This is a genomic window from Nocardiopsis xinjiangensis YIM 90004 (genome assembly GCF_000341145.1).
GTDB lineage: Bacteria > Actinomycetota > Actinomycetes > Streptosporangiales > Streptosporangiaceae > Nocardiopsis > Nocardiopsis xinjiangensis.
Genome location: NZ_ANBE01000038.1, coordinates 63965 through 86630 on the forward strand (window position 1 = coordinate 63965; position 22666 = coordinate 86630).

Annotated in this window: 17 protein-coding genes; 10 read left to right on the forward strand and 7 right to left on the reverse strand. The window is 70.7% G+C overall.

The window, feature by feature from the left end; genetic code table 11:
- The first annotated feature begins 82 nt into the window (after positions 1-82).
- On the forward strand, positions 83-1519 hold the full coding sequence (locus D473_RS0117980) for a sensor histidine kinase (RefSeq protein WP_017610438.1): 1437 nt from the start codon (positions 83-85) through the stop codon (positions 1517-1519).
- 195 nt (positions 1520-1714) lie between these two features.
- On the opposite strand, the gene D473_RS0117985 is transcribed toward D473_RS0117980, so the two are convergent.
- Positions 1715-3016 (reverse strand): ABC transporter substrate-binding protein, encoded by a 1302-nt coding sequence (locus tag D473_RS0117985; protein WP_017610439.1) that lies wholly within the window; start codon positions 3014-3016, stop codon positions 1715-1717.
- Positions 3017-3493: 477 nt separating this feature from the next.
- Between D473_RS0117985 and D473_RS0117990 the strand changes: the two genes are divergently transcribed.
- Positions 3494-4648 (forward strand): acyl-CoA dehydrogenase family protein, encoded by a 1155-nt coding sequence (locus tag D473_RS0117990; RefSeq protein ID WP_017610440.1) that lies wholly within the window; start codon positions 3494-3496, stop codon positions 4646-4648.
- 7 nt (positions 4649-4655) lie between these two features.
- Here D473_RS0117990 and D473_RS0117995 read toward each other — a convergent pair whose 3' ends face one another.
- On the reverse strand, positions 4656-5438 hold the full coding sequence (locus D473_RS0117995; protein WP_026127068.1) for a 4'-phosphopantetheinyl transferase family protein: 783 nt from the start codon (positions 5436-5438) through the stop codon (positions 4656-4658).
- 206 nt (positions 5439-5644) lie between these two features.
- On the opposite strand from D473_RS0117995, the gene D473_RS0118000 reads away from it, so the two are divergent.
- From D473_RS0118000 to D473_RS0118010, 3 genes are all read left to right on the forward strand, one after another.
- Positions 5645-6451 carry a DeoR/GlpR family DNA-binding transcription regulator gene (locus D473_RS0118000; protein ID WP_017610442.1) on the forward strand — a complete coding sequence of 269 codons (807 nt, stop codon included), beginning with the start codon at positions 5645-5647 and terminating at the stop codon, positions 6449-6451.
- A 170-nt stretch (positions 6452-6621) separates the two neighbouring features.
- The gene (locus tag D473_RS0118005; protein WP_026127069.1) at positions 6622-7443 is read left to right on the forward strand and encodes a polyprenol monophosphomannose synthase; all 822 of its coding nucleotides are present in this window, start codon (positions 6622-6624) and stop codon (positions 7441-7443) included.
- Between the two features lie 65 nt (positions 7444-7508).
- Complete coding sequence (locus D473_RS0118010; RefSeq protein ID WP_241474817.1) at positions 7509-7964, forward strand: hypothetical protein; 456 nt, start codon at positions 7509-7511, stop codon at positions 7962-7964.
- Between the two features lie 81 nt (positions 7965-8045).
- Here the strand turns inward: D473_RS0118010 and D473_RS0118015 are convergent, their stop codons facing one another.
- From D473_RS0118015 to D473_RS0118025, 3 genes are all read right to left on the reverse strand, one after another.
- Positions 8046-9638 (reverse strand): MFS transporter, encoded by a 1593-nt coding sequence (locus D473_RS0118015; RefSeq protein ID WP_017610445.1) that lies wholly within the window; start codon positions 9636-9638, stop codon positions 8046-8048.
- Between the two features lie 92 nt (positions 9639-9730).
- Positions 9731-12328 (reverse strand): ABC transporter permease, encoded by a 2598-nt coding sequence (locus D473_RS0118020; protein WP_017610446.1) that lies wholly within the window; start codon positions 12326-12328, stop codon positions 9731-9733.
- Positions 12329-12332: 4 nt separating this feature from the next.
- On the reverse strand, positions 12333-13100 hold the full coding sequence (locus D473_RS0118025) for an ABC transporter ATP-binding protein (protein ID WP_017610447.1): 768 nt from the start codon (positions 13098-13100) through the stop codon (positions 12333-12335).
- Between the two features lie 339 nt (positions 13101-13439).
- On the opposite strand from D473_RS0118025, the gene D473_RS0118030 reads away from it, so the two are divergent.
- The 4 genes from D473_RS0118030 to fabI all read left to right on the forward strand — a co-directional run bounded on the left by D473_RS0118030 (position 13440) and on the right by fabI (position 17126).
- Positions 13440-14738, forward strand: coding sequence for a sensor histidine kinase (locus D473_RS0118030; RefSeq protein ID WP_051043124.1), 1299 nt, complete (start codon positions 13440-13442; stop codon positions 14736-14738).
- The gene (locus D473_RS0118035; protein ID WP_017610449.1) at positions 14713-15372 is read left to right on the forward strand and encodes a response regulator; all 660 of its coding nucleotides are present in this window, start codon (positions 14713-14715) and stop codon (positions 15370-15372) included. The genes D473_RS0118030 and D473_RS0118035 overlap by 26 nt, the downstream gene beginning before the upstream one ends.
- 225 nt (positions 15373-15597) lie before the next feature.
- On the forward strand, positions 15598-16302 hold the full coding sequence (gene fabG / locus D473_RS0118040) for a beta-ketoacyl-ACP reductase (RefSeq protein WP_017610450.1): 705 nt from the start codon (positions 15598-15600) through the stop codon (positions 16300-16302).
- 59 nt (positions 16303-16361) lie between these two features.
- The gene (gene fabI / locus D473_RS0118045; RefSeq protein ID WP_017610451.1) at positions 16362-17126 is read left to right on the forward strand and encodes an enoyl-ACP reductase FabI; all 765 of its coding nucleotides are present in this window, start codon (positions 16362-16364) and stop codon (positions 17124-17126) included.
- A gap of 881 nt (positions 17127-18007) precedes the next feature.
- On the opposite strand, the gene D473_RS0118050 is transcribed toward fabI, so the two are convergent.
- A complete protein-coding gene (locus D473_RS0118050) occupies positions 18008-19318 on the reverse strand; it encodes an HNH endonuclease signature motif containing protein (RefSeq protein ID WP_017610452.1) in 1311 nt (436 codons plus the stop codon).
- Between the two features lie 735 nt (positions 19319-20053).
- Between D473_RS0118050 and D473_RS0118055 the strand changes: the two genes are divergently transcribed.
- Positions 20054-20818 carry an SDR family NAD(P)-dependent oxidoreductase gene (locus D473_RS0118055; RefSeq protein WP_017610453.1) on the forward strand — a complete coding sequence of 255 codons (765 nt, stop codon included), beginning with the start codon at positions 20054-20056 and terminating at the stop codon, positions 20816-20818.
- 115 nt (positions 20819-20933) lie between these two features.
- On the opposite strand, the gene D473_RS0118060 is transcribed toward D473_RS0118055, so the two are convergent.
- Positions 20934-22631 (reverse strand): helix-hairpin-helix domain-containing protein, encoded by a 1698-nt coding sequence (locus D473_RS0118060; protein ID WP_017610454.1) that lies wholly within the window; start codon positions 22629-22631, stop codon positions 20934-20936.
- Positions 22632-22666 lie beyond the last annotated feature (35 nt).

Here is a 22666-nt window from a genome sequence, read left to right on the forward strand (position 1 = left end):
GTGGCGGGCCGTCCGCCGTGCACGGCCCGCCACACCGCGGTACATTCGCCGCAACACCGTCGCTCTGAGTGACAATGGGCGAGTGTCACAGGGGAGCGAGCGTATCGGACGGGTACTGGAGCGGCTGCGCCCACGCTCGATCCGCGCGCGTGTCACCGCCGGCTCCGTGCTGACGTTCGCCCTGTTCACGCTGGTCCTTCTGGTGTTCGGTTCGGTGGTGATCCGCGACCTGGACCGGCTCCAGAGCACCGGACGTGTCGATGCCGCCGCCCGCGAGGCGGCCGAGCGTATCGCTACTCAGCGTTACTCTGGGGCGATTCCGGTCAGTGAGTCGACCGTGCGCCTGCAGATCGTGGAACGCAGCAGCGGTGAGGTGCTCGCCGCCAGCGACACCCTGCGCGGCCTGCCGCCGCTCACCGAGGACGCTCCCACCGAGGACTCCACCGGTGACTCCGAGGATCCCCGCCTCTCCGAGACCGTGTGCACCGAGACCGCCGGAGGGCGGGAGAGCGATTGTTTCCTCGTCGTCGGATACGCCGTCGACGACTCGGTCTACGGCGACGTCACCGTCCTGGCCGCCTCGCGCACCACCGGGTTCCTGTCCACCCACGTCCTCGAGTTCGTGCTCATCGGGGGCGCTCTCGTCCTGACCGTCGGTACCGGCGCCGTGCTCTGGTACGGGGTGGGCCGCGCCCTGCGCCCGGTGCGCAACATCAGTTCGGGGTTGGAACACATCAGCGCCGGCGACCTGTACCGCAGGCTCCCCGTGCCCGACAGCGACGACGAGATCGCCGAGCTGGCCCGCACCGCCAACGAGAGCCTGGAGCGGTTGGAGGCCTCCGTCACCCGCCAGCGCCGTTTCGTCTCCGACGCCTCCCACGAACTGCGCAGCCCCATCACCGGCATGCGTACCAAACTCGAGGTGGAGCTCTCCGACCCCGAACCCGATGCACGCGCCCGCGAACGCCTGCTCACCGGCCTGCTCTCGGACACCGAACGCCTCGAGAACATCGTCTTCGACCTGCTCGAACTGGCCAGGGTGGAGACCGGAGCACCAGCGGCGCGCAAGCGTGTGGACCTCACCGAGCTGGTCGCCACCGAGTTCTCCGACCACCGCCGGTACCCGGGGCTTCGTACCCATACCTCCGAGCCCGTCCACGTCGAGGCCAACCGCCTGCGCATCGTGCGGGTGCTCACCAACCTGGTCACCAACGCCGAACGCCACGCGCAGGGCCGTATCGATCTCTATGTCGGCCATGAGGGAGACAGCGCGGTGGTGGAGGTGCACGACGACGGATCCGGCGTGCCCGAGCAGGACCGCGAGCGTGTCTTCGAGCGTTTCGCCCGCTTGGCCGAGTCCAAGGAGCGCGACCCCGGCGGAAGCGGACTGGGGTTGCCCATCTCCCGAGAGATCGTGCAGGTCCACGGTGGCACCCTCACGGCCGGCCACAGCGACCTGCTGGGCGGTGCGCTCTTCACCGTCCGCCTGCCCCTGGCCCCGCCGGAGAGCGAAGGATGAGCGGTGCGGAACCGTCCCTCCACGGGCCGGTGCCGCCCTGGCCATCGGCCTGAAGAAGGCGGCCCTCTTCGGCCGGAACGCCGCTGAGAACCGCGGACTCGGTCCGGTGGGACGTCCGTGCTCCCGGTACGCACACGGCGTCCGGCGCGGATACCGCACCCGCCGGACGCCGTGTACGTGGCCTGGTCGGCCGGGTCAGTTGAACAGCTCGACGTCCTCGGGACCGGGGCGGTCCATCTCGAAGTCCTCGATCTCGCCGCCGTCGCTGTCGGTGATCATCGGTTCCTGGAGCACCTCGAGCTTCCCGCCCGCATTGTGCTGGGCGACCATGACACCGGCGTAACCGCTGTGGTCGTTCTCGGTGGCCATGAACGGCACCAGTCCCGGGCCCGTCCACTCCTGGGACTCCAGGGTCCGGACGAGCTCCTCGCGGCCCAGGTCGGGTCCGACCTCCATGAGTACCTGGGCGAACAGGACGGCCTGGACCATGCCGTAGACCGTGGTGTCGGCGAACAGGGTGCCGGAGTTGTACTCGTCGTGGATCTCCTGGAAGAACTCGATCCACGGGTCGTCGGTCTGGCCGGCCATCGGCAGGAACGAGGTGATGATGAGGTCGTCGAGGAAGGCCTCGGGCGGGACCTCCTCGGCCGGGGTGCCCTCGGCGTTCTCCTCGATGAGCTCGGTGATCACCTCGACGTCGCCACCCCACGACGGGGACACCCACTGGGGTTCGTACCCGATGGAGGCGGCCTCGGTGATGGCCAGCGCGAGGTAGGAGGGCATGCACGAGCACACCGCGACGTCGGCGCCGCTGCTCTCGAGCTCGGAGACCTGTCCGGCCAGCTCCGGGACGCCGGGGTCGTAGGACTCGTAGGCCACGATCTCGTCGATGAGGTACTGCTCCATGCCGGCGTGCGTGGAGGGGCCCACGTCGTCGTTCTGGTAGAGCAGCCCGACGTCGTCCCCGGAGTAGTTCTCCGCCAGGTACTGGGCCTGGATCTTGGACTCCCTGGTGTAGTCCACCTGGAAACCGTAGCTGTAGGGGTAGACCGAGGGCTGGTCCCATTGCAGGGTGCCGGAGGAGACGAACAGGTCGGGAACGCCCTGATTGTTGAGGTCGTCGATGACGGCCTCGTGCGTGGGGGTGCCCAGACCGCCGAGCATCGCGAAGATCTCGTGCTCCTCCAGGAGGGCGTCGGTGGCCTCCATGGTCTGGGCGGGATCGAAGGAGTCGTCCTGGACCTGGTAGTCGATGCGGCGGCCGTGGATGCCGCCGTTCTCGTTGATGTAGTCGAAGACGGCGCGTGCGCCGGTGGAAACGTTGCGGAACCCGGGAGAGGCCGGCCCGGTCAACGGCTGGTGGGTTCCGATGACCACGGCGTCGTCGGTGACGCCCTGGGTGTCGGTCTCGCTCTCCGCGCCCCCGTCGCCCAAGCCACAACCCGTGGCGACGAGTGCGACGGCCAGAGCGGGGGCGAAGAGTCTCAGTGGTCGCATGGTGTTGTCCTGAACTCGATCGTGCCTTCTCGATGGGGCGAGCGGGGCCCTGGTGAGGAGGAAGTTACATAGCTCGGGAGCGGACGACGGGGGGAAACTCCGACCCTCCACTATGCTACTGAAGAGTAAAGCACCGGGAACATCTCCGGCTCCACCACTGGTGGAAGTGGTGGTCACGGAACGTCACAGACGCAGGTCACCGGAGCTCCGGGGGCGTGAAATGGACCTTACTGTCCAGTAGGTAATGTCTGGGTCAAAGGGGGCCGGTTCTGTCCGCCGGCGCCTCGGCCGCCGGAGGGCCCCGACGGCGGATCGGCGGCCTCGGCCGGGAGCGGGTGCCCAGGATTTCGCCCGCGATCCGCCTCGTGTGCGCCCGGCCCGCGGTTCAGGGGAGGGGTGGGATAAGGTGCCGTCCGTCACCATAATGATTGGACGTCCTATTAAAAGGACGGGTACGGCGCGACGTTGGAGAGCACCATGGCGGTCGAACGCGAACTGCACACACCCGAGGCACGGCAACTGCTGGAACTGACCCGTGAACTCGTCGACAAGGAGCTCGCCCCGCGCGCCGCACACGACGAGGAACACGGCGCTTTCCCCCGCGAGGTCTTCACGACCCTGGGCGGGGCCGGGCTCCTCGGCCTGCCTTACCCTTCCGAGTACGGCGGGGGAGACCAGCCCTACGAGGTCTACCTGCAGGTCGTGGAGGAGCTCGCCCGCGGATGGCTCGCCGTGGGCCTGGGCGTGAGCGTGCACAGCCTCTCCGCCTACCCCGTCGCCGAGTTCGGCACCGACGAACAGCGCGCCGCCCTGCTGCCCGACATGCTCGAAGGGCACACCCTGGGTGCCTACTGCCTGTCGGAATCCACCTCCGGATCCGACGCCGCGGCCCTCACCACCCGTGCCGAACACACCGGTGACGGTTACCTCGTCAACGGCGCCAAGGCCTGGATCACCCACGGCGGCCGCGCCGACCACTACACCCTCTTCGCCCGCACCGGCGCCCCCGACTCCGGCGGAAAGGGCATCAGCTGCCTGCACGTGCCCGCGGACACCCCCGGGCTCGGCTCGGCTCCCCCCGAACGCAAGATGGGCATGAGCTCCTCACCGACCGCCGGGATGCTCTTCGACGACGTGCACCTGCCCGCCGACGCCTTGATCGGTGAGGAGGACAGCGGGTTCGGCATCGCCCTGTCCGCACTCGACTCCGGCCGCCTGGGTATCGCCGCCTGCGCCGTCGGCCTCGCCCAGGCCGCTCTGGACACCGCCGTGTCCTACTCCCGGGAGCGCCGCCAGTTCGGCCGGCCCATCGGCGACTTCCAGGGCCTGGGCTTCACCCTCGCCGACATGGCCACCCAGGTCGCCGCCTCCCGCGAGCTCTACCTGTCGGCCGCCCGGCTACGCGATGCCGGGCGCCCCTTCGGCGAGCGCGCCGCGATGGCCAAACTCATGGCCACCGACACCGCCATGCGCGTGGCCACCGACGCCGTCCAGGTCCTGGGCGGATACGGCTACACCCGCGACTTCCCGGTCGAGCGTTACATGCGCGAAGCCAAGGTCCTGCAGATCGTCGAAGGCACCAACCAGGTCCAGCGCATGGTCATCGGCCGCCACCTCGCCGAGCGCGCTTAGAGAGTTCTCAGGACCGCACGGCCAGGAGCTCGCTCACCGTCTCCTGCGCCGTGCGCACCCGCAGGTCCACGGGCCGGTCGGTCAGGACCGCCACCGCCGACCGGTAACCGGCCTCGGGCTCCAGGTCCGACAGCCACACCGGGCCCGGGGCGCCGTTACCCTCCCAGGCCAGGAACCGTGCCTCGCCGTCGGGCGGACTGACCGTCACCCGGCGCAGGCCTCCCGACAGGCCCAGCCCCGTGGCCTTGAGCAGGGCCTCCTTGCGCGCCCAGTACCCGTAGAACGCTCCCGTGCGCTGCGGTTCGTCCAGCACCGACCACACCCGGTGCTCGTCGTCGGCCAGGGTGTACCCCGCCAGCCCGTCCAGGTCGCGGGCCGGAGCCACCCGCTCCACGTCCACGCCCACCGGGGCGCCGTCGGTCACAGCCAGGGCCACCCATTCGCCCGAATGGCTCACCGAGAACTCCCACCCCTGCGCCGCGCCGATCGGATGGGGTTTGCCGTGCGGGCTCTTGTCGCGCGCGGCGCCCGCGCGCTCCTTCTCCTCACAAGAAGGGCAGTACAGGTCGAAAGCGATGAACTCGGGAGGACAACCCGAGAGTTGCGCCAGACTCAACCGTGCCATCGCACGGCCCAACAGGTGCCGGTCGCGGTCGGCCTGGAGCCGGAACCGTTCGTTGCGGGTGCGTTCGCCCTCGTCCAGCAGGCGCACCAACCGGCTGCTCGCCGCTGAGGTGTGCGCCCACCAGACCGTGGCCGTCAGTGGTGTGGGGGTGGCATCGGGGCTCATGCCTCAATTGTGCACCGGAGCCGGCCCGTGTACGGAGGCGTGGGCCCAGCGCGAACAGGGAATTCGGTCGTTGAACAGGCCGGCCCGCCCCTGGACGCGCCCGCGGGGGCCGCTGCGGCGCTGCGCAGGGCCCGTACTCTGGGAAGGGAGCGGGCTCGGGCACACAGGCCCCTGCCCGGCCACGACGAGAACGGGGAGCACGACACGTGGTCGAGGAGAACCGACCGGCCTTCGCCGCCGAGCGCCGTGACCGCATCCTCGAACTCGTCCGCGCCACCGGCACCATCTCCCTGCGCGGCCTGGCCGCCGAGGTGCACGCCTCCGAGGTCACCGTGCGCCGCGACGTGCGCGCCCTGGAGGCCGAAGGCCTCGTCGACCGGCGTCGCGGCGGTGTGGCCCTGCCCGGCCGCATGGGCCACGAACAGAGCTACTCCGGCAGGAGCACCCGGTGCGCCGCCGAGAAGGCCGCCATCGCCGCGGCGGCCGCCCGCCTGATCCGCCCGGGCGAGGCCCTCACCCTCGGCCCCGGAAGCACCACGGAGGCCCTGGCCCGCGAACTGTTCCAGCACACCGAACTCACCGTCGTCACCAACTCCCTGCGTGTGGCCGATGTCCTGGCCACCGCCTCCGGGGTCCGTGTGATCATGACCGGCGGCACCCTGCACGGCCCCATCCGCGCACTCGTGGGCGCCGAGGCCCAGACCACCCTCGCCGCCCTCCGGGTCAACAGGGCCTTCCTGTCCGGCAACGGCGTCAGCGCCGAACGCGGTCTGAGCACCCCCGACCCGGCCGTGGCCGCCGTCGACCGCGCCCTGTCGGACTGTGCCGAGGAGACCGTCGTGCTCGCCGACCACACCAAGATCGGCGCCGAGACCATGGTCCCCACCGTCGTTCCCGAGGAGATCGCCCACCTGGTCACCGACAACGGCGCCGACCCCGAGGTGCTCATGACCCTGGAGGACACCGGCGCCCTGGTCCACGTGGCCGTCGCGCTCGGAGAACGCGGCCATTGACCACTGCGGGATCCGTCGCGGGCCCGGCGGGGAAGGAACGCGTAACCTACAGGTCGCCCCACTTGTGCGGCGGACACCGCGCGCGTGATGCCGGCCCTCCCGTCCGGGTCCGCCGAACGCGCCCATGTGCCCCACCGACCACGTCGTCCACCAGGCAGGAGCCGCAGCGCATGCCCGCACAGCCGACGCCCCAGGAGCAGCCCCCGATGCATGTCACGCCCGAACCGGTGGCCCTCCCCGAACCCTGGTCCTCCTCCCGTGTCGCCGTCGTCGTGCCCACCTACGAGGAGGCCGAGAACCTGCCGCGCCTCGTCGCCCAGCTCACCGCCCTGGACCTTCCCCAGCTGATGATCGTCGTGGTCGACGACAACTCACCCGACGGCACCGGCGAGATCGCCGACAAACTCGCCGTCGACCACGGCGGCTCCGAACACGGGCGCATCTCGGTCGTGCACCGCACCCACAAGGACGGCCTGGGCCGCGCCTACGTCGAAGGCATGAGCCACGCCCTGGACCGCGGCGCCGAGTACGTCGTCCAGATGGACGCCGACCTGAGCCACCCCGTCGGTTACGTGCCCCAGCTCCTGGGCGCTCTGCACTCCACCAACGCCGACGTGGTCATCGGCAGCCGCTACGTGCCCGGCGGCAGCCTCTCCGAGCAGTGGGGCCTGCGCCGCCGCCTGCTCAGCGGATGGGCCAACACCTACGTCAAGTCCGTCCTGTCCATGCCGGTACGCGACGTCACCGCCGGGTTCAAGATCTGGCGGTCCTCGGCGCTGCGGGTGCTCGACCTGCCCAGCATCGAGAGCACCGGTTACGCCTTCCAGGTCGAGATGCACTACCGCGCCTACCGCCGCGGCCAGAAGCTCGTCGAGATCCCCATCCACTTCGAGGACCGCGTCGAGGGCCGGAGCAAACTCGACGCCGGGGTGGCCCTGGAGGCCGCGCTGCGTCCCCTGCGCCTGCGCCGCGCCGAGAACGCCCGCCACTGAGGTCCTGCCGCCGCGTCCTGTGTCCCGGGCGGCCGATCCGGGCACCGGACCTAGTGAGGGGAGGGGTGACAGTGACTGAAGAGCCCTATGACGTGGACACCGACATGGGTGATGATCCCGAACTGAGCAAGGCCGTGGCCAGGGAACGCAGACTCGAACCCGACCACGACATCCAGGAGTACGACTTCGAGGACCCCGAGACCCCGGGTACCGACAGCCCCGGACCCCGGGGGATCGACGAGGGGGTGCGGTCCGAACGCAGCGACCTCCTTCCGCGCGAGAGCTGGGGAGGAGAGACCCGCAGCGCGGAACAGGAGGCCCTGCACGAGGTCGACGACGGCTCCGCGTCCGAGGAGGACGAAGGGGCGGCCGTCCGTGAGGACCGCGCCGACCGGCCCTACGAACACCCGGCCGACACTCCGCACGGGCAACGGGGGGGCGAAGGCGACCGAACAGCCGGCATGTCCGATTACGTTCCGGACGCCGAGGACCCGAAGGACACAGGGGCCCCGGACACCTGAGGCCTTCGTCGGTGCCCTTCCACGTGCCGCCGGAACCGCTCGCGGGCCTTCGCGCGCGGCGGTCCCGGCGGCACGCCCCGTTCAACGGCGCTGGTCGCCGCCGCCCTCGACCCCGGCGCTCGACCCCGGGCACGAGCGCATCGGCGGCCCCGACACCCCGCAGAACCGAGACGGAGTCTCCCCGAGACGCGGCTCCGCCACGGGAGCCTCCTCCTCCGGGAACCCGCCGCGCTCGGCCGTCTCCCGCGCCTCGGGCATACGCCCGCGGGGCAGGACCACCGCACACAGCGAGGCCACCACCGCCAGGCCCGCCAGGATGAGCATCGCCGGACCGAACCCCTGCGCCAGCGCGTCCGTGCCCGCCTGACCGCCCGAACCGGCCCCGATCCCCGCCAGCGACGGCACCGCGGCCACGCCGATCATCTGCGCACCCCGCGCGAACGTGTTGTTGACGCCCGAGGCCAGCCCCGCGTGCCGCACGGGCGCCGCCGCCAGCACCGTGGCCGTCAACGGCGCCACCGTCGCCGACATGCCCAGTGCCACCAGCAGCACCCCGGGGAAGACGTCCACCAGGTAACCCGGGTCGGCCGGCATCCGGGACAGGTACACGAGCCCGGCCGCCAACAGCAGGGGACCGCCGATCAACTGGGGGCGCGGGCCGATCTTGGCGGCCAGGCCGCCCGAGCGCGCCGACAGCAGCAACATGAGGACCGTCAACGGCAACGAGGCCGCCCCGGCAGCGATCGGCGAGTACCCGCCGACCTCCTGCAGGTGGATCACGAGGAGGAACAACAGAGTGCCCAGCGCCGCGTAGATCATGACCGTGGCGGCGTTGGTGGCGCTGAAAGGCACCGAACGGAAAATGCCCAGCGGCAGCATCGGCGCACGCTTGCGGGCCTCCACCACCAGGAACACGATGAGGGCGAGCGCACCCGCGCCTGCGCCCACGAGCACTGCCGGGGTCGCGCCCACCGAACCCCATTGGATGAGGGCGTAGGTGATGCCGCCCAAGGCCAGCACACCCACCAGCGCCCCGCTGTAGTCCAGGCTGCGCGGCGCCGACGGGTCACGGGACTCGGGGACCTTGAACCAGGCGATCGCCAGCACCAGTACCGCCAGCGGAAGGTTGATGAGGAAGATGAGCCGCCAGTCGCCGATCTGCACCAGCCAGCCGCCGACGAACGGTCCCACGGCCGAGGCCACACCCGTCAGTCCCGACCACGCGCCGATCGCCCGCGCCCGGTCGTCCTCGTGGAAGCTCGCCTGCAGGATCGCCAGACTGCCCGGGGTGAGCAGGGCGCCGCCCACACCCTGGGCCACGCGGCCGGCCACCAGCAGTTCCAGGGTCGGGGCCGCCGAACACAGCGCCGAGGCCAGGGCGAAGAGCACCACGCCCGCCATGAACACCCGCACCCGGCCGAACAGATCGGCCAGGGCGCCGCTGAGCAGGATCAACGCCGAGAGGGTGATCATGTACCCGTTGACGACCCACTGCTGACCGGCCAACCCGGCCCCGAAGTCTTCCTCGATGGCGGGCAGGGCCACGGTCACCACGGTCGAGTCCAGGAACGCCATCCCCGAACCGAGCACGGTCGCTGCCAGCAGCCACCGCGCCGCCGGTGTCCCCCAGGAGACCCCGGCCGAGGGGGCCGGGGTCGAAGCCGAAGCACTCACATGTTCCACCCCCGAACCACAGTACGGCGCCGGTCCCCGCCCGAGGGCGAGGACCGGCGCCGTGTTCGCTCAGCTCTATGAGGTTTTGGCCGCTATTCGCCGGCCAGGGCCCCGGTGATCGAGGTCCGGGCCGCACGCCGCGCCGGCATGAGCGAGGCCAGCAGACCCGCCACGACCGCGACAGCCACGAACAACCCGATCTGGGCGAAGGGCACGGCCAGAATCATGTTCGGCAGGGCCGAGGCAGCGGCCGCCCATCCGAACACCACACCCAGCGTGATGCCGATGAACCCACCGATCAGGCACAGCAGCACCGCCTCCACGCTCAGCATCCGCTGCAGCTGGGCCCGGGACAGCCCCAGTGCCCGCAGCAGCGCCGACTCGCGGGTGCGCTCCAGCACCGACAGTGCCATCGTGTTGGAGATGCCGAACACCGCGATGAGGATCGCCAGGGCCAGCATCGCCGCGATCGTGTAGAAGGCGATGTCGAGCATGTCGGAGAACTGGTTCTTGGTCTCCGCCATCGACGTGACCTGCACGGTCGGGTGTTCCTCGACGGCGTCGTTGACCGCTGTGCGCAGCTCCGAGGGGTCGGCGTCCTGTGTACCCCGTACGAAGACCATGTCGTCGCCGGTCTGCTCGGGGAAGGTCTGCTCGAAGTCCTGGGGGTCCAGGACCACCCCGGAGAGCTGGCCCATGTCCTCGGCGACCGCGGCGACCTCCAGCTCACGGTCGCCGTCCTCGGTGGGCAGCGTGTACGTGTCGCCGGCCGTGTGCCCTTCGGCATAGCTCTCCGAGAGAGCCACCCGCCCCGGGCCCATGTCCTCCAGGTCGCCGCTGACCAGGTCGGAGCTCATGTCGGTGGCCAGGTCGGCACCGATGTAGGTGTTCACCATCAGGTGCACGTCCTGGTCATCGATGTACTCGGTGCGCTGGCTCATGATCTGCTCCACCACCGGTGACGACGACAGCGCCGACTGCACACCCTCGGGAACCGTCTCGGTGTCCGGCATGCCGTCGTCAGCGTCCTCGCCGTCCCCGTCCTCGGCCGGTTCCCCACCGGTCGGCTCGTCCATGGCGAACTGCGAACTGATCTGGTAGTCGACCGGGAACTGCTCCTCGAACATGTTGTTCATGGTCGTCTCGAGCGAGGAGCTGACCACCGAGTACCCGGTGATGAGGGTGGCGCCCACGGTCAGGGCGATCATCGCCGTCGCCGCACGCCGCGGGTTGCGTGTGGAGTTGTCCACCGCCAGCCTGCTCGCCACCCCGATACGGCGCAGCACCAGACCGGCCACGTGCACGATCCCGCGCACCAGCAGCGGGCCGAGCACGACCACACCCACGAACGCGATCAGGGCCGCGCTGGTGACGATCACCGGAACGGTCTCGGAAGTATCGAGCTCAAAGGTCAGCGCTACCATCAGCGCGGAGACGGCGAAGGCGGCCAGCCCGACCGCGGTGCGCAGCCACCCGGTGCGCTTGTCCAAGCCCCCGGAGGTGGCGCTGGTGCGCAGGGCCGCCAGCGGGCTCACCCGCATGGCCCGCAGGGCCGGAACCAGGGCGGACAGCACCGTCACGACGGTGCCGACCAACAGTCCGGAGAGCACGGCGGTCGGGGTGACCACCAGAGCGATCGAATCACTCGTGTTGCCCACCAGGCCGCCGCCGAACTGCGCCCCCAGTGTGCCGATGCCGATCCCGGCCAACACACCCAGGACGGAGGAGACCAGGCCCACGACACTCGACTCGGCCAGCACCGAACCGAAGACCTGGCCGCGCTTGGCGCCCACGCAGCGCAGCAGCGCCATCTCGCGCTGGCGCTGGGCGATGACGATGGCGAAAGTGTTGTAGATGACGATCGCGGCCACGAACATCGCGATGAAGGCGAACAGCAGCAGGGCGGTACGCAACATCTCGGTGTCGGCGCCGGAGCTCTCGGCCATGTCCAGCCCGAACTCCTCACCGGTCTGCACCTCGGTGCTCCCGGCCAGGACAGCGGAGACCGCGTCGGCGACCTCCTGGTCGGTGTGGCCCTCGGCGGCGATCGCGTTGACCTCCACGTAACCGGTCGCTCCGGTCATCTCCTCGGCCGTGTCCCGGTCCATGACCATCGCTCCGCCGAAGGAGTAGGCCTGGTCGATGCCGAGCTCGACCAGGCCGGTCACGGTGAAGTCGCGCTCTTCCTGGTCGGGGTCGAGCACGGTTACGGTGTCGCCGACCTCGAAACCGGTCTCGGTGGCGGTGGAGGTGGCCAGCGCGATCTCGTTCCCACCCGAGGGCAGGGTCCCCTCCGAGGCGGAGAAACGGCTGGTCTCACCCAGTGACATCGCGGCCGGCGGGGTCATCCCGTAGGCGCGGCCATCGGAGTCCAGCAGCACGGCCTGGCCCTCGACCCGGCCGTCGGCCTCGGCGACCTCGGGCAGGTCCTGGATGCGCTCCAGATCCTGCTCGCCCAGGACCGCCGGCGGCTGCGGCCCGGCCTGGGGATCCACCTCGGGCTCCTCGGGCGTGGCGATCGCGTCGACGCTGGTGGCCGACCCCATCACCGAGGACTCGTAGTCGGCTTCCAAGGTGTCGGCGAAGACCATCGTGCCGGACACGAACATCACGCCGAGCAGGATCGCCAGGGCGGTGGTGACGTAGCGGGACGTGTGCAGCCGTAGTCCCGCGAGTGTGGTGCGCAGCATCGGTTCAGGCCTCTTCCAGCTTCAGCAGCCGGGCCGAGACCAGCTCGGCGGTCGGCTCGGTGACCTCGTCCACGAGCGAGCCGTCGCGCAGGAACACCACACGGTCGGCGTAGGAGGCCGCCACGGGGTCGTGCGTGACCATGACGATCGTCTGGTTCAGGTCGTGCGCGGAATCCCGGAGGAAATGCAGCACCTCCGCGCCCGAGCGTGAGTCCAGGTTCCCGGTCGGTTCGTCGGCGTAGACGACCTCGGGGGCGTTGAGCAGGGCCCGGGCCACGGCCACACGCTGCTGCTGGCCGCCGGAGAGTTTGGACGGCAGGTGGTCGAGGCGGTCGCGCAGCCCCACCACGTCCACGATGTGGTCGTAGCGCTCCTGGTCGACCTTGCGGCGGGCGATCTGCGAGGGCAGCAGGATGTTCTGCTCAGCGGTGAGCATCGGCAGCAGGTTGAACGATTGGAAGATGAAACCGATGCGGTCGCGCCGCAGCAGGGTCAGGTCCCGGTCGCGCAGCCCGGTGATCGCGGTCCGGCCCAGGTGAACGGTGCCGGAGGTGGCGGTGTCGAGCCCGGCCAGGCAGTGCATGAGTGTGGACTTGCCCGACCCCGAAGGGCCCATGATCGCGGTGAAGGCGCCGCGGTGGAAGTCCACGTCCACCCCGGCCAGGGCGTGCACCTGGTTCGCGCCGGTCTCGTAGGTCTTGACGAGTCCCCGCGCGACCACGACCGGTGGTGACTGCGGCTGGGCCTGAGGGCGGACGGAGGATTCGGACACGGGTGACTCCTGCTCTGATGACGGGTGGGTCTGAGGGCGCCGCGGGAAACCCAGGGAAGAGTTTCCCCGACGGCACGTTCCACGTTAGGAAAGCCCGACCCCGTGCCACATCCGTCGCGGGAGCCATTCCGGGAGCGGCGAAAGAGCGACCCGGCAACGAAGTTCGCGTCCCCTTGGTGGGGGAGCACCCCCGACGAAAGTCGGTGGCCGGCCGCCGCCGACCACGCCCCGGCCCTCGGTGTAGCCGCATGAACTGCATAAATACTGGGTCGTCCGAAAGGAGGTGGTGCCCCCTGAGGGCCGGACGAGCCCATCGGAGGCGATCATAGAATTCCCACCATGACACTCCGGAGACAGGTGAGGGCCTGGCTGACCGCCCCGGCCCGGCGCGTGTGGCAGTGGTGGTGGAACCGCCGGGAGCGCCTGGCCGACTGGCTCTTCGCTCTCGTCCCGCTGCCCTTCGTGCTGTTCTTCCAGGTCATTGTCTCCATGGGGGCGATGGTGGGGCTCGTGGGAGGTCACCTGGTCTACCCGGAGACCGGTCAGCCGCGCTGGGAGGCCCCGGAGATCTTCATCGGGCTGGGGCTCTACGCTCTTCCCGGACTCATCGCACTGGCCCTGATGTTCGTGCGCCGCAGCCGTCCCCAACTGGTCCTGGGGTTCTCCGGTCTGCTCCTGCTCCTGTGCGGGAACTTCTTCCCGGCCGGTATCGCCCTGTACAGCTATGCGTCCCACTTCACCGGCCGCCGGGTCCTGGCCGGGTGGTTCGGCCTGCACACGCTCGTGCTCGTGGCGGCCTACTGGGATTTCCCCCCGGTGACGCACGTGTTCACCTGGGGCATGTTCCTGGTGGTGCCCACCCTCCTGGGCCTGTGGGTGGGCACCCGGCGCCAGCTCGTGGAACGCCTCCAGGAACGCGCAGCCCGCCTGGAACGCGAACAGCACCTCATGGCCGAGCGGGCCATCGGCGCCGAACGCACCCGCATCGCCCGCGAGATGCACGACGTCGTCGCCCACCGCGTCAGCCTCATGGTCCTGCACGCCGGGGGACTGGAGGTCTCGGCCCAGGAGAAGGGCTCGGTGGAGACCGCGGGTGTGATCCGCACCACCGGACGCGAGGCCCTGTCCGAGCTGCGCGGGATCCTCGGCGTCCTGCGCGACGAGGAGACCGACATCGCCCCGACCACCCCCCAGCCCGTCCTGGCCGATCTCGACCGCCTGCTGGAGGAGTGGAGCGGCGCCGGCATGGACCTGCACCGCCACGAGACCGGTGATCAGGAGACCCCCGTGCCCGGGCCGGCCCAGCGCACCGCCTACCGGGTGGTCCAGGAGGGTCTGACCAACGTCGCCAAACACGCCGTCGGCGCGACGGTGACCGTGAACCTGTACCACGGCACCGACCGCCTCGAGATCGAGGTCGCCAACACCCCGGCCCCGGCACCGGCGACGTTCAGCCCACCGCCCCGCAGCGGCTACGGTCTGTCCGGGTTGCGTGAACGCATCACCCTGGCCGGTGGATCCCTCTCGGCCGGCCCCTGCCCCGACGGCGGGTGGCGGATACGCGCTATCGTTCCCACGGACCGGACCGACACCGAGGAAGGGGACCCGCACGGTGATCCGCGCGCTCCTGGTCGATGACGAACTCCTGGTCAGGTCCGGGCTGCGGATGATCCTGGACTCGGCCCCCGACATGGAGGTCGTGGGGGAGGGCAGCGACGGCGACGAGGCCGTGGCCCTGACCCGCGACCTCGAACCGGACGTGGTCCTGCTCGACATCCGTATGCCCGGCTCCGACGGCATCACCGCCGCCGGCAACCTGGCCGCTCTGCCGAACCCGCCGCGGGTGGTGCTGTTGACCACCTTCGACCTGGACGAGTACGTGCACGCCGCACTGCGCGCCGGGGCGGTCGGATTCCTGCTCAAGGACACCCCGCCCCGCGACCTGGTCGAAGCGGTGCGCACCGTCCACGAGGGCCACGCGATGCTCTCGCCCAGTGTCACCAAACGCATGCTGGAACGGTTCACCGCGCCCGCGCCCGCCGACTCGGCCGCCGGCAGGGTCGAGGCCCAACGCCGGTTGTCTGTGCTCAGCGGCCGTGAGAAGTCGGTCCTGGTCGCGGTCGCCGAGGGCAGCTCCAACGCCGAGGCCGGGCGGTCCCTGGGTATGCGCGAGGCCACAGTGAAGGCCCACGTGAGCCGGATCCTGTCCAAGCTCGAGGTGTCGAACCGGGTGCAGGCGGCGATCCTCGCGCACGACGCCGGTTGGGCCTGAACCAGGCGAGGGCCTTCCCACGCAGCGCCGCACAAGCGTGGCGTGCCTCACGCCGGCCCCCTGACGTGCCCGAACACCCGTGTTCCCGGCCATGGCGGTGCTGCGGTCCTTCGGGACCCGGTTGGGGCTACCGGCGAGTAGCTCGGTACGCTGCAGGGCGATCCGAACCCCCGAACCCACGTCGCGCCGCCGAAACCGGGCCGCGACAGAATGAGGTGCCCAACTATGTCTCGCTCGGTACTGGTCACCGGCGGTAACCGCGGAATCGGCCTGGCCATCGCCCGCGAGCTCGCCGAGGCCGGCGACAACGTCGCCGTCACCCACCGCTCCGGGGAACCGCCCGAGGGCCTGTTCGGTGTGCGCTGCGACATCACCGACACCGCTCAGGTGGATGCCGCCTTCAAGGAGGTCGAGGAGCACCAGGGCCCCGTCGAAGTGCTTGTGGCCAACGCCGGCATGAACAAGGACCAGCTCCTCGCCCTCATGAGCGAGGACGACTTCTCCTCGGTCCTGGACACCAACCTCACCGGCTCCTTCCGTGTCGCCAAGCGTGCCGTGCGCGGCATGATGCGCAAGCGCTCCGGCCGCATCGTCCTCATCTCCTCGGTCGTGGGCCTGCTCGGCTCCGGCGGCCAGGCCAACTACGCCGCCTCCAAGGCCGGCCTGGTCGGCTTCGCCCGCTCCCTCGCCCGTGAGCTCGGCTCGCGCGACATCACCGTCAACGTCGTCGCGCCCGGGTTCGTCACCACCGACATGACCGACGCCCTGCCCGAGGACCGGCAGAACGAGATCAAGAAGAACGTGCCCCTCGGCCGCTTCGGCGCCCCCGAGGACATCGCACGCACCGTCGGTTTCCTCGCCGGCCCCGGCGGCGCCTACATCACCGGCGCGGTCATCCCCGTCGACGGCGGCCTCGGGATGGGCCACTGAGGCTCCGACCGGCCCCCTCCACACAGCCAAGACCAGAACAGGACGGATCACCCGACACCATGGGAATCCTCGACGGTAAGCGCATCCTCGTCACCGGGGTGCTCACCGACTCCTCCATCGCCTTCCACGTCGCCCGCATGGCTCAGGAACAGGGCGCCACGGTCGTCCTGACCGGCTTCGGCCGCATGAGCCTGGTCGAGCGCGTCGCCAAGCGCCTGCCCGAGACACCCCCCGTCCTGGAACTCGACGTCACCGACGACGCCCAGCTCGACGACCTGGCCGAGCGGGTCAGCGCCCACGTCGACGGCATCGACGGGATCGTGCACTCCATCGGATTCACCCCGCAGGAGGCCCTGGGCGGCAACTTCCTCAACACCCAGTGGCAGGACGTGGCCACGGCCATGCACATCTCCACGTTCTCGCTCAAGTCCCTGACCACCGCCCTGACGCCGCTGATGAAGGACGGCGGCTCGGTGGTGGCCCTGGACTTCGACAACAGCGTGACCTACCCGGTCTACGACTGGATGGGAGTGGCCAAGTCCGCCCTGGCCTCCACGGCCCGGTACCTGGCCCGCTACGTCGGCGAGCAGGACATCCGCGTCAACCTCGTCTCCGCCGGCCCGCTCAACACCATGGCCGCCCGCAGCATCTCCGGGTTCGAGCAGCTCTCCGAGCGCTGGCCCGAGCGCGCCCCGCTGGGCTGGGACGTCGATGACCCCACACCCGCGGCCAAGGCCGTCGTCGCGCTGCTGTCCGACTGGTTCCCCGCCACCACCGGTGAGACCGTCCACGTCGACGGAGGTTTCCACTCCACCGGCGCCTAGGTCTACTGACCACGGAGGTCGAGTGCAGCCCGGGCTTGGTCTTGTCGAGGTGTCCCGAGGTTTGCGGGCCTGGATCGGGGCTTTGCGGATTGGTTCGGGGTGGGTGGTGTTCGTCGGAGCGTCGAGCGTAGCCCGGCCGGGGCTTTCCGCAACCCGCTTCGGCGCCATCCCCACACACCTTTCCCTGGGTGGGGATGGTGGCGGCCTTGTACGGGGTCGGTGTGGGGCGCCTCGGGTGTGCGGTCCGCCCCTTGATGCCGGGCCGGCCCGCTCTCGCCGCCGAACACCCACCGGCCGCAGCCCTCATCCGACCGAAGAAGTGGGGGCCCAAAAGCCAAACCCCCTCGGGTGGCGGCATTGCGACCACCGCTTGCGGCGTGGGCATGGTGGCTCACTCCTGCGTAAGGCACAGGCCTGGCCCCGGCACTCCCGGTGACGGCATTGAGGCCGGGGGTGACGGGCGTGTGCGCGGACCGGGAAGGCCCTGCTGTCCGGGATCTTGCTACCAGAGCCGGGGGCGGCGGTCGGTCGAAGTCGGCTCCAGAGCCACTGCCGAGGGCGACAACCTCTGATCTTGCGACCAGTGCCAGGCTCGGCCACCAGGCCGGCCCCGGGGCCACCCTCGAGTGTTGGCAGTGCGGGTGAGGGCACTACCGGCCGGTGTCGGCACTCTCCAGAGCACTACCAATGGGGTTGGCGGGGACGAGCCCCCGCTTCGCAGTCATTTTCGACGCCGGGGATGACTGTAAAGCGGGGGCTCCCCCGTCTACATCGCCGAACACACACCCGAGCGCCCCCGACCGAGACAGCGACCCCAGCCAGGGGTGCCATGGGGCAGGGCCCCCGGGAGGCTCTCTTCCCGGGGGTGAGGGGTGGTGGTGCTAGCCGCCCACCGGATCCGGCGGGCCCGGCGGAGCCTTGCTTCCCGGCAGGGGCGGGTCTTTGGCTCCCGCCTTGGTCTTGTTGCGGCGGCGGGTGTTGCGGCGGTACTTCAACCGGTTATGGGTCGAACACAGGGGTTGGAGGTTGGCGGCGCTGGTGGTGCCGCCGTGGGAGAACTCGGTGATGTGGTCGGCCTCGCACCGCGAGACCGGCACATCACACCCGCCCTTCCACGCGCAGGTGGAGTGCTTCGCGAACGCCAACGTGCGCAAATAGCCCGGCGCCAGGCGTTGGGCCCGGCCCAAATCGAGGGGCAGGCCGGTGCGGTCGTCGAAGACCAGGCGGCGCAGCTGCGCCTCCGGCGCCATCGCCCGCACCACCGAGGCGGCCAGGACGTTGCCGTCCTCGGTCCGCGCCGGACCACCACCACACGGGCCCGGGACCGGGGTCTGCCCCTGTCCCCCACCCTGGTCCGGGTGTTGGTCCATGAGGGTGGACAGGGGCACGGTGATGTTGATGACCGCTTTGGGACCCGGCGCCCTCTCGCAACCGTGGTGGCCGTGCGCGAACCCGGCCGCCGCCATGAGCGCGTCATAGGTACGCGCATACCGCGAAACAGGCGCGTCCCCGTCGTAGGGGGCGGTGTAGGAATCCAGCGCTGCTTGCAGGCGTTCGGCGTCGCCGGACGGGCCCCAGGCCTCGAACTGGAAAGTCCCCTCGAAGGTGCGCCGCAACCGCGCGCCCCGTTCGGCGAACGCGGCCTCTTCGTTCTTCTCCGGCCGGTCCGGGTTGAGCTCCAGCCCCAGAGCGTTGGCGGTGCGGGTCAGGGACCGCACCGACATCGCCCCGCGCTCACGCTTGGCCCCCACCAGCCCGGCCTCGATCATCGACCGGTACCGATCAGCGTCCGGGCGGGCGGCGGTGTCGCGCTTGCCCACCTCGCGCTCGACGCCCGAGGCGATGGCCGAGGCCTCGCCCAGCGTCAACGNCGTTGCGAGCAGGGCCAGCCGCTCGGCCTCGCCGGAATGGATCCCCCAGGTGTGGGTGAGGTAGGCGTCCAGGTTTTTCTGGCCGCCTTCTTCGAGTAGTTCGCCCGAGGCCTCCAACTGCGCGAGCGGGACGAGCAACCCGGCCTTGAGTGCGTCGATGCGGGCGTGCACCGCTTCGATGCGCTCCAACACCCCCGCGGCCGCACCGAAGGGGATGTCGCCCTCGAACGAGGCGATGACGTCCTGCACCGCAGCACCCAGGACGGCAACGGCCGCGTCGGGGGCCGTTCCTGTTCCGGGTGCTGCGGTGTGTTCCGTCATGCTTCCATTCTAAGAGAAACACCCCTGCGGATAACACTGCCTCCAAAGACAGAAAACCCTTACCCCGCCTTCTCGCCCTTCTCCGAATCTGCTTCGGAGTTCCCCGTGAATATTTCCCGAAAATGGCCTTGTGGACAACTCCACAGGGTCGTTTTTTCGGAGTAGAGTGAGAGGGGGTCCGAACTGCGCGCACGCTGGCTTGCCCTGGCCTCAATGCCGTCACCGGGAGTGCCGGGGCCGGTAGTTGCTTCCGCAGGGGTGAGTGGCCGCGCCCACGCCGCAAGCGGTGGTCGCAATGCCGCCACCCGAGGGGGTTGGCTTTTGGGACCTCCACTTCTTCGGTCGGATGAGGGGGCCGGCCGGTGGGTGTTCGGCGGTGAGAGCGGGCCGGCCCGGCGTCAAGGGGCGGACCGCACACCCCGAGGCGCCCCACACCGACCCCGTACAAGGCCGCCACCATTCCCACCCGGGGAAAGGTGTGTGGCGGGGCGCCGAAGCGGGTTGCGCGCAGACCCGGCCGGGCTACGCTCGACGCTCCGACGAACACCCACCCACACCACCCACAGCCCCCCGACCCATCACCCACCCGAACCAGTCCATGAGTTGTCCGACCCCGACCCCAGGCCAGAAACCGACCTTGCCCGACCGGGCTCGTCCACACGCCGGGGGCACAGGTGCTCCGCCCTGGCATGTCCGGTATTCCTGGGGGTAACCAACACCGAGAGGGCGGGAACCATGGATCTGGGACTGTCAGGCGCGAAGGTACTGGTCACCGGGGCCAGCCGAGGGATCGGTCGGGCCATGGCCCAGACCTTCGCCGAGGAGGGCGCCGACCTGGCACTGTGTGCACGAGGCGAGCGGGCTCTGGACACCGAGGCCGAACGACTCACCGAGACTGCGGGGGCGCGGGTCTTCACCAGGGCTTTGGACGTGACCGACCACGATGCCCTGCCCGTCTTCGTGGAGGACGCTGCCCGTGCCCTCGGCGGGTTGGACGTGCTCGTCTCCAACGTCTCCGGCGGTGGCGCGCCCACACCGGATCAGTGGCAGCGCGGCTTCGACGCCGACCTCATGCCGTTCGTGCGCCTGGCCGAGGCGGCCGAGCCCCACCTCAAGCGGTCCGGCCAGGGAGCGGTGGTGCTCATCTCCACCACCTCGGCCCTGCACACCACGCCTCCGGCCGGGCCTCGCTCCTACGGCGCGGTCAAGGCTGCCCTCAACCACCACGCCGCCTCCCTGGCCCGTGCGTGGGCGCCCGACGGCGTGCGGGTCAACACCGTCTCGCCCGGGCCGGTCGAGTTCCCCGGGGGCGGCTGGGCCCGGCGCAAGGAGAACGACCCGGAGTTCTACGAGTCCATCCGCGAGCGCATCCCCTACGGGCGTCTGGGACGCCCCGAGGAGATCGCCCGCGCGGCCGCTTTCCTGAGCAGCCCCGCGGCCACGTTCGTGACTGGACAGAACCTGACCGTGGACGGCGGTTTCCTCGACCGCATCGCCTGATCCGGCGTCCCCGTCGCTCGGCCGGCGACCGCATGGCCCGGCCCGTCCTGCGCCGTCCTGCCCCGGCCATCCGGCCGGGGCACCGGTGTGTGGTGGCCAACCGTGCGGCGGGTGCTCAGCCTTCGCGCAGCACCGAAACCAGGCGCGTGGTGCGCTCCAGGGCGGCGTTCTCCCGTACCCCCGACTCCAGGGAGCCCCCGGTGGCGTCGACCAGGGACACGTGCCGGGTCGCGCGGGTCAGGGCGGTGTAGACCTGTGGACGCGAGACGGGGACGTCCGGTGGCAGGACCACGGCCACCGCCGGCCACAGTCCCCCGTGGGCCGCGGCCACCGGCACCGCCCACGCGTGGCGCAGCGAGGCCGGGTCCGAGACCGTGGTGCGGGTGCCGTCGGCCAGCTCGACCACGGCGCCGCCGTCGGTGAACTCGCGCAGGTGTCCCTGGTCGCCGGAGGCGGTCATCACCCGGTCGTCCGCGTCGAACCCCCGGCCGGGGTTGAGGCGTTCCTTGAACGCGGCGTTGAGCGCTTTGGCGCCCGCGGGCCCCTCCTCCCGCGCGGTGACGACCTGGGTGTGCTCCGGGGCGATCTCCAACGCACGCGGGATCGAGTCGGTGATGAGCTGAAGGGCCCGGTGCGCGGCCTCCTCGGCCGAGGAGGCGCTGACGCGCACCACTTCGCGCCCGGGTGCGGCCACGTCGGGGACCTCGCCGGCGGCCACCCCCGCGGCCAGCTCTGTCAGCGGGGTCCCGGGACCCTCGCCGAGCTGGACGACGTGCGCGGTCCGTGAAGTGGCGACGTCGATCGCGACCTGTCCCGGCGAGGCCGAGGGCGCCTGGTGCGGGTCTGCGGACAACACCAGGTGGGCACCGTCGGCGCAGGAGGAGGCCAGCTCGGCGGCGCGGGCCACCCCCACCGACATCGCCTCGGTCAGGACCACCAGACCGCTCTCGAGCGGGGCCTGGCCCAACAGGGCGGTCAGTGACACCACCCGGACCGGCGGATCCGGCACCAGCTCCGCCACGGCCTCGTGCAGGGCGGCCGCGGCCTGGGCGGTCGGTGCGGCCACCGCGAGGCCCACCTGGCTGTCCTCGGCGATCATGTGCAGGCACAGCACCGCCCGGGCCAGTTCCGGCAGGGAGGAGGGCCCCTGGCGCAGCACCGTCACCGGACGCAGCGTCACCGTGATGAGGGCGTCGCGGGTGGCGTCGGTGAGGGTGAACCCGTACTTGTCGGCGGCGGCCTCCACGGTCTCCCCGGCGGTGGCGGAGTCCATGATCGGTTCGTTGCCGCCGATGAGCCGCACCAGCTGCTCGCCCAGGCGCTGCTCGGAACGGCCCACGTCCGGGAGCGCGTAGTGGCGCTCGGGGTCGGGCAGTTCGGGGACCCCGCCCTCGGTCGGGTCGAAGTCGTCGTCGGTGTCGTCGGTGCTCTCGAAGAGCACGATGTCCTCACGTTCCTCGGCAGCGGTCACCGCCGCAGACGGGTCGGGTACCCCGAGCCCGCCCACCATGGTGATCAACCGCTTGTCCTCCACCGCCGTGTGCCCGCGCGCGGCCGCCCGCCGCAGCACGTGTGCGGTCAGCGCTGCCAAACGTCGGGGATCGTCGGGGCGGGCCTGCTCGCCCAGGTGGCGGCGGGCGCAGTAGTCGGCCTGCTCGATGCTCACCTGGGGCAGGCGCAGCAGGAGCCAGGGATCCGCGTCGAGGCCGACGGCGGCGTGCGGGCCGAGCGCGGAGAGCAGGCGCGGGGCCAGGGTGGGCGGGGCACCCATGCGGTCAAGGACGGCACTGACCTGTTCGACAGCCTCGGACACCGGTTCCCCTCGTCGTGTGGTGGGCGGACTCCGGT